This window comes from bacterium, assembly GCA_023230585.1.
Classification (GTDB): Bacteria; Ratteibacteria; UBA8468; order B48-G9; family JAFGKM01; genus JALNXB01.
The window spans coordinates 1-9964 of sequence record JALNXB010000064.1 but is presented as its reverse complement, the minus strand read 5'-3'; the positions used below and the strand labels follow the sequence as shown (position 1 = coordinate 9964).

The 9964-nt window shown below is 38.4% G+C and carries 4 protein-coding genes; all 4 read left to right on the top strand.

The window, feature by feature from the left end:
* The first annotated feature begins 473 nt into the window (after positions 1–473).
* The 4 genes from M0P98_08345 to M0P98_08330 all read left to right on the top strand — a co-directional run bounded on the left by M0P98_08345 (position 474) and on the right by M0P98_08330 (position 9829).
* Positions 474–2441 carry a DUF4838 domain-containing protein gene (locus tag M0P98_08345; protein ID MCK9266858.1) on the top strand — a complete coding sequence of 656 codons (1968 nt, stop codon included), beginning with the start codon at positions 474–476 and terminating at the stop codon, positions 2439–2441.
* 226 nt (positions 2442–2667) lie between these two features.
* A complete protein-coding gene (locus M0P98_08340) occupies positions 2668–3960 on the top strand; it encodes a DegT/DnrJ/EryC1/StrS family aminotransferase (protein ID MCK9266857.1) in 1293 nt (430 codons plus the stop codon).
* 347 nt (positions 3961–4307) lie between these two features.
* Positions 4308–5606: a neutral/alkaline non-lysosomal ceramidase N-terminal domain-containing protein gene (locus M0P98_08335; GenBank protein ID MCK9266856.1), complete on the top strand. Its 1299-nt coding sequence runs from the start codon at positions 4308–4310 to the stop codon at positions 5604–5606.
* 47 nt (positions 5607–5653) lie between these two features.
* The gene (locus tag M0P98_08330; GenBank protein ID MCK9266855.1) at positions 5654–9829 is read left to right on the top strand and encodes a right-handed parallel beta-helix repeat-containing protein; all 4176 of its coding nucleotides are present in this window, start codon (positions 5654–5656) and stop codon (positions 9827–9829) included.
* Positions 9830–9964: the final 135 nt, after the last annotated feature.

Below are 9964 nucleotides of genomic sequence, written 5' to 3'. Positions count from 1 at the left end.
TTTTGTTAACAGCCCGATTCTTGCTTGAGTTGTAGTAGCACCTCGTAATTCGTTCATAGACACATACTTTTTTACTGGAAGAAGAACAAAGGCAAGGATAAAAGAAAAGCGTATGTGGTGTCTACTCATACTCTCTTTGCCTTCTCCCCTTGAGGATGTTTGGGGTAGTAAGTTCTCAAGAGTTTGTAAAGAGGTTAATGGGATGAGGTTTATCCGCCGAAGCTTGTATTTTAGCGTAGGAGGAGGAGTAATTAGCAGACTAAAAGAAAACGAAAGACGTAACGATAAAGGATGAAGTTACCCCCACGCTTGTCATTCCGGACTTGATCCGGAATCTCGTTTTGTACGTTGTGCCTACTACCAACGTAGGTTAAATTAGAGATCCTGAAACAAATTCAGGATGGTAAAACTGGGTATTTAAGGCACAAAATAGGCTACTTTGGCAGAACGGCAAACCCTAATAGGAGAGAATTATGAAAACAATCAAATGTATAGTAATAATATTTTTGATTATATCTTGTTGGGTGAGAGGAGAAGATTTGGAGATAAAAAAGTTGAAGGGTATATATATACCTGTTTGGGCAGAAAGCAGAGAGGTTTTTGCAGCCAACGAACTTGCTAAATACTTAAACAAGATGTCTAAGTTAAAAATCCCAGTACGTAAAGGATTTAAAGATATAGAAAGCCCTTCAATTGTTATAGCAAATATTTCTGTATCAGCAACAAGTAAATCTATCCCCAAAGAGTTACATTCAGGTTTTAAGTACGATGGATACCGTATTAAAACTGTTGGAAACAACCTATATATCGTCTCAAAAGAGTCGGGAGGAGTTGTTTATGGTGCTTATGAATACCTGAGAAGGTTCTGCGGTTGTTCTTTTCTTGATTATGGGGAGAGAGGAGAAACGATACCTTTACGTAATAATGTTAAGTTTTCTGGCATAGATGTGTTGGATAATCCTGCCTGCTGGTACCGTAGCGTTCAAGCTATATCAGGTGAATCAGAAGAACCTCTTGTAAAAAGAGTTGATTGGATGGCTAAAAACGGGTTTTCGCATCTTCTGGTGCATGTTCGTTCAATAGAAGCTTTTGAAAAAATGAGAAGTTGGCTTATACCAGCCTTAGAGAAGAGAGGTATTAAACTTGCCTACGGACACCATATATTTGGGATACTTTTGGGAGATAGAAGCCGTAGGGATTTTGATAAATTTTTTGAAGAACGGCCAGACTTTTACCCTTTGTTGAGCGATGGAAAAGAGAGGTGTCTCACAAAAATGCAACTCCAGTGGTGTATGAGTAACCCTGACTTAACAGAACTTGTGTCCCAAAGCGTAATAGAAATTGCTCACAATAATCCAGAAGCAGACATCATCTCCTTCTGGCCTAATGATGGTCGTGCTCCTGCCTGTGAATGTGAAAGTTGTAAAGCACTTGTTACAGAAGAAGATACAAAACAGACTGTTTGGCGCAAAGAAGGGGTATCTCCTGAAGGTAAAAGAGGTAACAGGGGTAAAATGAGAAAATATATAAATATGGCTAACACTGTTGCAGAAAACCTTGCCGAGGTATACCCACAAAAAAAATTGAGCATTTTGGCTTATATAGATGTAGCCGACCCTCCAGTTGACGTAAAACTCCATCCAAATATAAGGGTCTGTCTGGCGGTATATTGGCGTTGTTCTAAACATACCTTGACCGATAGTTCTTGTGAAATAAATAAGCAGTATGTAGATGTAATAAAAGAATGGTTGAAGGTTATCCCTCCAGACAACTTGTACCTTTACACTTATGAAATGGGGATGAACGCTTGGCGTTCTCTACCGTGGCCTGTGGTAAACAACCTTTTTGAAGAATGGCCGTGGCTAAAAGAAGCAGGACTGGGAGGAACTCATATACAATCATTTACAAAACATATAGGAGTATATGGTTTGAACTATCTGGCAGTAAGCCATAACCTTAGGGAAGATACAGTAAGTTTTAAAGAATTTGTATCAGATTATACCAATAAGTTTTTTGGACCAGAAGCAGGACCTTTGATGGAGCAACTTATATACAGGTGGGAAGAACGTACAAGAGGGGCTGATAAGGACCATATAAGTCCTTCACCTATGTTGAATCTTAACCAGATTTTTAGAGATGAGGATATAGAATATTGTAACACTCTTTGTAAAGAAGCTCTTTCAAAAACAAAAGATTCTCAATATCAGTGGCGTATTGAAAGAATACTCTCTATTATGGAATTTGTAACTCTCTACAAGAAGAGCGTAATTTTTTATAATTTAAACTTGAAAAAACAACTTGAGGGAGAAAAACGTAAAGAATTTGAAGAGTGGTTAAAAGAGTTGGATATTTTTATAGAGAAACATAGAGAACTTGATGACGATATTTTTAGGGAGAATTTTGTGCCTTCTTTGAGAAGAGCCTTTGAAGATAAAAAATAACTTGGTGTTAGTAAAAGAAAAGTGTAAGATTTCTTCAAAACCAAACTTCTACTTTAAAGGAGTATGGCTTTTACAAAAGAACCAACAGAATTCAAATAGCAATTGTTACCTGTTATATTTTTTTAATCTTTTTCCTTTTGCTAAAAAGATTAAAATCAAGTAGAATGTTTTTTAAAACTATCATTAACCTGTTTGGAGTAATCTAAACACAACTAAGGAGAATAGAATGAGCGAATTAGCAATATATGGTGGAAAGCCAGCTGTTCCTACAGGTGCGATAAAACCTTGGCCTTATATAGGTAAAGAAGAAGAGGATATGGTTTTGAGGGCTTTAAGAAGCGGTGTTCATAATTTTGGACCTGAATGTAGAGCCTTGCAAGATGAGTTTGCCGAGTGGAATGGAAACAAGTATTGTATTACCACCAACAGTGGTACTGCTGCTCTCCATATGGGATTGGTTGCTTGTGGAGTGGGTGCAGGTGACCATGTTCTGGTAAGTGCTTATACTTGGTCTGCAAGCGCTACCTGTATTCTTCATCACTGCGCTGTCCCTATTTTTGCAGATATAGATTTTGATACTGTAAATATGGATGTTGATAAGATTGAATCCGCTATTACACCTCGAACAAAAGCTATAATAGCTATACATCTTCACGGTTTATCTCTTGATATGGATAAACTTATGGCTATAGCAAGAAAACATAATATTAAGGTCCTTGAAGATGCTTGCCAGTCTGTTGGCGCTCTCTATAAAGGTAGAAAGGTAGGTACTCTTGGCGATTGTGCTGCTTTTAGTCTGGCACATAATAAGAGTTTATGTTCAGGAGAAGGTGGACTATTTGTTACTGACGACCCTGCAATGCATGATAAAGCCAAACAGGTCTGGTCTTTTGGAGAAACAAAAATACCAGGTGAAGACCGTGATTATCATGCTTATATGATAGGTTGGATGTACAGAAATAATGATATTATAGCAGCTTTCGGTAGGTCTCAGTTGAAAAAACTTGAAGATAACCTGAAGGTTCAAAGAGAAAACGCTTTAAACTTTCACGAACAGATAAAACATCTTGCTCCTAAAGGTCTTATACTTCCTTTTGAACCAGAAGGCGAATACCACCATACCTGGTATGAGTACGTTATTAGACTTGATATGGATAAGATTGGCTGGCAGGGTGACCCTGGAGTCTTTAGAGACGCTGTCAATAAAGCTCTAATGAAAGAAGGGCTTAGGACTGCTATATGGCAAAGGATGATACTCCCTGAGATGACAGTCTTTAAACATAGAAACGCCTACGGTCTTGGAGTCCCTTGGAGTATTGATAATGCTGGTGAAGGTGTTGAATATAATGCCGAAGATTACCCAAACGCTGTAAAACACTCAAGAACACATATAGGTATAAATATGCCTCTTAGAGCACCAAATGGACCTGAAACAGTAAAACTGCTTGCCGAAGCATATAGCAAAGTGTTGGATAACCTTGACAAGATAGACCCTGAAAGAATCAGTAAAATAAAATAATTTGGGTTTATCAAACAATTTGTATATTTTTCACTGGAAAGGAAAGCATAAAGGAAAGGCGTATGTGGTGTCCACTCAATCTGGTACTACGGTGCATACACGCCCCTATTCCGTCTTTTGTATTTTAGCGTAGGAGGAGGAGTAATTAGCAGACAAGGAAAAATACGAGAAACTACCCTTGCATGTCATTCCGGACTTGATCCGGAATCTCGTTTTTACTCCCCCTGTTACGTAAGTTAAATTAGAGATCCTGAAACAAGTTTCGGATGACAAATTGGGGCGTTATGATGGCAAAAAGCGCCACATAACCAAATGCGGTAAACGAAAAACTCAACAGGAGGGACCTTATGTGCGAAATAAATAATTGCAAGGTTGGCGTTGCACAGATAGATATTACACCACCTCTCGGTACCGAGTTAGACGGATATTTTCAAAGAAGAGTAGCCAAAGAGATAAAGAGTCGCTTATACACAAAATCAATGATAATAGAAGCAGGTGGTAAATATATAGTTTTTGTTGTTAGTGATGTTTGCTGGACACCAGAACATATTGTGGCTAAAGCTAAGAAAAGAATAGAAAAAGCTTGTGGTATTCCAGCTGGTGCTGTTATTATTTCTTCAACCCACACACATACTGCTCCTGTAATAGATACAGTTAAAGGGATGCCTTATTCTGCCGACCCAAAATATGTGCAAGAGTTTACCGATAACCTTGTTAAATCTGTTGTTGACGCATACAATTCTATGTTTGAGGCTGAGATTTACCAAGGGAAAACAGACGCAGAAGGTTTTTCTATATATAAGTTATGCAGGCTTAAAACAGGGCAAGATGTATATGATATTAGACCTATGGATGGAAGTAAAGACGGTCGGATAGGTTTTTCTGGGGAACTTGATAATTCAGTACAGGTGTTATGTGTAAAAGATAAAAATAAGGAAGTAAAAGCGTTTGCTGTAAACTATGCGTGTCATCCTAATAGCGGACCTGAAGTTTTTTGGGCAGAATGGCCTGGCGATATAGCAAAAACTATTGCTTCTGTTTACGGCTCTGATGTCCCCTGCCTCTTTTTACAAGGGACAGCTGGTGATGTTGATTGTATGCCCAAGTTACCTCACGAGCAGATAGGGCGAGGTATTGCTGGTGCGGCTATTATGGCTGTGGAAAGAGCGATAAACCCTATAAAAGTTTTACCTATAGATTGGCGTTTAAGATATATACCTATCCCGAGAGCAGTAAAAGATAGCGAGAGCGATAAATTTATAGATTCTCTTAGAAGAAATCCTAAGATAGGAGAAATGGAAAAAGTTTGGATAGATTTGTATGATTCCTGGAACCCTGAACCTAAAGAAAGACAAGTACCAGTTCAATGTTTGAGGTTAGGAGATACAGCAATAGTTGCTCTTAAAGGCGAAATTTTTACTCCACTTGGGCTTGAAATAAAAAAGTTTTCTCCTACTCCAAATACTCTTGTGCTTGAGTTAACAGACGAAAAAGAAGGTGGGTACGTTCCTTCTGTTAGCCAAGCAAGGCGAGGCGGGTACGGGGAGATTCCTTTTATATGTAGACAGCTTGCACCAGAAGCAGCTGATATGATGACCAATTCTGCCATTGAGATGTTGTGGGAGATGTGGGACGTTACTTCATAAACACTCCTTGTAGAAAAAAGTTTAGTAAACCACTATGGAGGTAGTATATGAAAATTGTTAGATACGTTTTCTTGTTTTTTGCGGTTTTAGTTTTTGGATTAAAAGCGCAGGATGAAGGGTATAAGAGTTGGGTTGAAAGAAGAGATAAACTAAAAGAAGATATCAATGTTGTAAGGTACTACACTTTTGAAGATATTGTAGATAGTAAATCTATGCTTACAGACTTTAGTCCAAACAAAGCTCACCTTAAATTTGTACCATATACAGATAGAACAACAAAAACTGTTTACGATGATTTACAGGTTGTTGAAGGTAGATGGAAAGATAAGAAGGCTGTACGGCTTGATAGAGGGTACTATCAGGGAGCATCCTACAATATTGATAACAACCAATTTTCTGCTGAGGTGTGGTTTCGTAGGCAAGGCGAAGGTAGCCAACCGCCTCCAAAGGGTAGGATAAGCAGAGGACACATTTTCTCAGTTGAAGGGTTTCGGGCTGGCTGGCGGCTGACTACTGCTTATGAACCAACATCAAGTGTAACGTTTTCTTTGGGCGCTGAAGGCGGTAGCGATAGAGCAGGTGCAAATGTTGTGGCAACAACTCCTATGGTAGATAACGTATGGCAACATCTTGTCATTAGTTGGGATGGTAAAGATATGAAACTATACCATAACGGGCAACTGGTTGGAAAAACAGGGTATGAAAAAGAGTATATATCGGCAAACAACCCAAACTCTTTCAAAATTGGTTTTGCAGGTATGGGTATGGGGGCTATAAAATTAGATATAGACGAGGTGGTTATATATAATAAGGTGTTGACAAATGAAGAAGTCTCTAATTTAAGCAAAGGACCGGCAGGCATATCTAAAGAAGAGGTTTTTAAAAGAGCTGACCTATTTTTAAAAGAAGGCGACTACAAAAAGGCAAGGGCTGAATACGAAAAACTCAAAGATATCCCTGATGAAGGTAAATATCTTGCGCTTTTCAATATAGCAGAAAGTTATAGAAGAGAGAAAGATTACAAGAACGCACATAATGTGTATAAAGAGATAACCTCTATACCTGATATTAAACCCTATTACCTTGTTGACGCTCTATTTAGGCGGGCAGAGGTGTGCCTTGAAGAGAAAGATTATCAAAGCGCAAGAAATCTTTACCAACAGGTGAAAGAGGTAGATGGAAGAACTAAAAGACAGACCTTCAGAGCAGATATATCTATAGCAGATACATACAGAGTAGAACGTAAATATTCTGTCGCAAGAAAGATGTACGAGAAAATGTTAAAGATGGAGGAAACATTAAGTTTTCCTAACGATGTCAACCGTCTTGATATAAGGGAAAAACTTGAAAATATTGAAGGACTTGCAGACGGAAAAATAGAAAAAAGTAACCAAGATAAGATTTTTGAGTGGCTCAGTAGCCCAAAACAAGCGATATACGTTTCATTAAAAGGGAACGATAAAAACAGTGGAACCAAAGCAAAACCTTTTGCCACTATACAACGAGCCCAAGAAGAAGTAAAAAAGATAAAAAGTTCAGGTGGAGTAACAATATATCTTAGAGAGGGCACATATTTTTTAGATAAATCTTTGGTGTTTACAGAAGAAGATTCTGGTCTTAAAGATTTTCCTGTTGTTTATAGAGGGTACCCTAAAGAGAATGTACGTATAGTTAATGGGGTACTTATAACAGATTTTAGGTTATTATCAGACAAAACTGTACTGGATATGCTCCCTAAAGAAGCGAAAGGTAAGGTATATGTTGCTAACTTGAAAGAATCAGGAATAACCGATTACGGCAAACTTGTTAATAGAGGTTACGGTTCTACAAGTCCATCTGCAATGGAACTTATTTATAACGGTAAAATTATGCAACTTGCACGATGGCCTAACGACAGTTGGCTTAGAGTTGCGGGGTTGCCTAACCCAAAAGGTGATTATGTATCTCGTAACACTCCTTACCAGTTGGGTAAATTTATCTACTCAGAAGATAGACCAAAACGGTGGAAGAACGAAAAAGAAATATGGCTTAAAGGGTATCTTGGACCTAAAGTCCCTTTTGTGCTTAAACATTTGAAAGTTACTTCCATAGAAACAGATAAAAAGGTGATAAATGTAGCAGAAGACCCAAGATGGGCATACCGTAAAGACCCTAACTACGGTGTTGGGTATAGGATAGCACCTCAAGAACCCTATTTTGTGTATAACCTTTTAAGCGAGATAGATATGCCGGGAGAATGGTATTTAGACAGGCAAGATGGTAGGTTATATTTTTATCCGCCTGGCGATATTAAGAACTCCGAAATTATTGGCACATTAAACGAAGAACCTATTGTAAAACTTGATAATGTATCTAATATAGCGTTTTATGATATTGTTTTTGAAGGGGGACGAAACAGCGCTTTTGATATCAAAGGTGGGTACAACAATATTATTGCAACATCAACAATAAGAAATACAGGGCAGTGGGCTGTCTGTATTGATAGTGGGTGGGAACATAAGGTTGTTGGTTGTGATATATACGATGTTGGGGAAGGAGGCGTTTCTTTGAACGGAGGAGATAGAACAAAACTTATACCTTCCAGACACCTTGTAGAAAATAACCATATATACCGTTTTAACAGGTTTGATGGCGGGTATCGGCAGGCAGTAGAGATTAACGGAATAGGTCAACTTGTACGGCATAACACTATCCATGACAGCCCGCATCAGGCAATATTTTTTGACGCTAACGACCATATTATAGAGTATAACGAACTTCATGACGCTCCAACAGAAGGAAGAGAGATAGGTGCTATCTATATATATGGAGCAAACTGGCCCTTAATGAATAGAGGCACAGTTATAAGGAATAATTTTTTTCACCATATAAGCACCCATTCTTCGCCTAACCTTACTCACGGTTTAAACGCCATACATATAGATGCAGTTAACGCTGGACTTGTTGTTGATAACAACATATTTTATAAGTTTCCTACTGGTATATCAAGCACCCAGCCGGGCAACTATTTAACCAACAACCTTTTTATAGAACCTGCAAACAATTCAATAGGTCAAGGAGACAGGTCCAGTATTTTCTTTAAAAACCGTGATATAGATGCAGGTCCAAACATTTTCAGCATGAACAACATATCTCGAAGACTTAAAAGCGTTAACCATAAATTACCGCCTTGGAGTTATAGGTACCCGCCGCTTTTACCTATGCTTGAACTCGACCCTTCTCAATGGGCAAAAATACAAGGAAGCGTAATAACAAGAAACGTGAATACAGAAGGAAAGTTTATATCTTTTGGTAGAGGAATGAAAGATATAACTATATTTGAAGATAATTGGGATGGACAAAAACCCGATTTTAGAGATATTGAAAATATGGATTTTACCATCAGACCAGGGTCACAAATTTACGAACTTACAGGGTACGAAAATATAAATACCAAAAATATAGGTGTAAGTAATACTAAACTTAGAGCAAGTTGGCCCATAAACCGAAAAAAAGAAGATATAGGCAAATACTATAAATCTGGTTATACCCCAATAGGTGATATAAAAATGGCTATGGGAGAAGTAAAAAGAGTTTATCCACCTCTCACATATTTGGTAACTCCTATAAAACACTCTATAAAATTGGACGGTAAACTGGATATTAAGGAGTGGCAGGATATTAACAATCCAAGTAAAACAATGATTATAGACAGAGACCACTCCAAACTTGGCAAGAAAGGACCTAAAAGTTATGCGTGGCTTTCGTATGATAACGAAAACCTTTATATTGCGACTAAACACGAACCCGACCCCTGGACAGAAGATATGCCTGCAAAGTTAAAAGACCATATCCCTGCCTTTGAGGTATCTATAGAAAGCCAAGCAGGTCCTCATAGCTCAAGGTGGTGGATGGAAGATATGCCTACTGGACCTATATATATTTTTTGGGTTCGTTCTACGGGTAATGTAGAGGTTATGAACAGCTTTTCGATGCCGTTTAGTAAGGTTCAAGATATAGAGAAATCTATTGAGTACGGGGTTTCTGTTGCCAACAAAGAGACAGGAGAATGGACTTCTGAGACAAAAATACCGTTCTCAAGTATAGGTATAAACCCGCACGAAGCAGGCGAGTTACGTTTCAATATTGGTGTATGGAAAAGAGAGTGCTGGGTTGCGTGGGTACCAACAGGGTCCTCAGTATGGAGGCTGGAAAACGCTGGGTTTATAAAGTTTGTCAAATAAGGGACAAAAAAGTATGTGGTGTCTATTCACTCTGGTACTACGGCGCATACACCTTCTACACAACAATCGGGCACTCTGAGAACTCACCCTTCTGCACAAAGAGCGTCTCCGAAGGGCTTAACAGGCTCAGAGTAG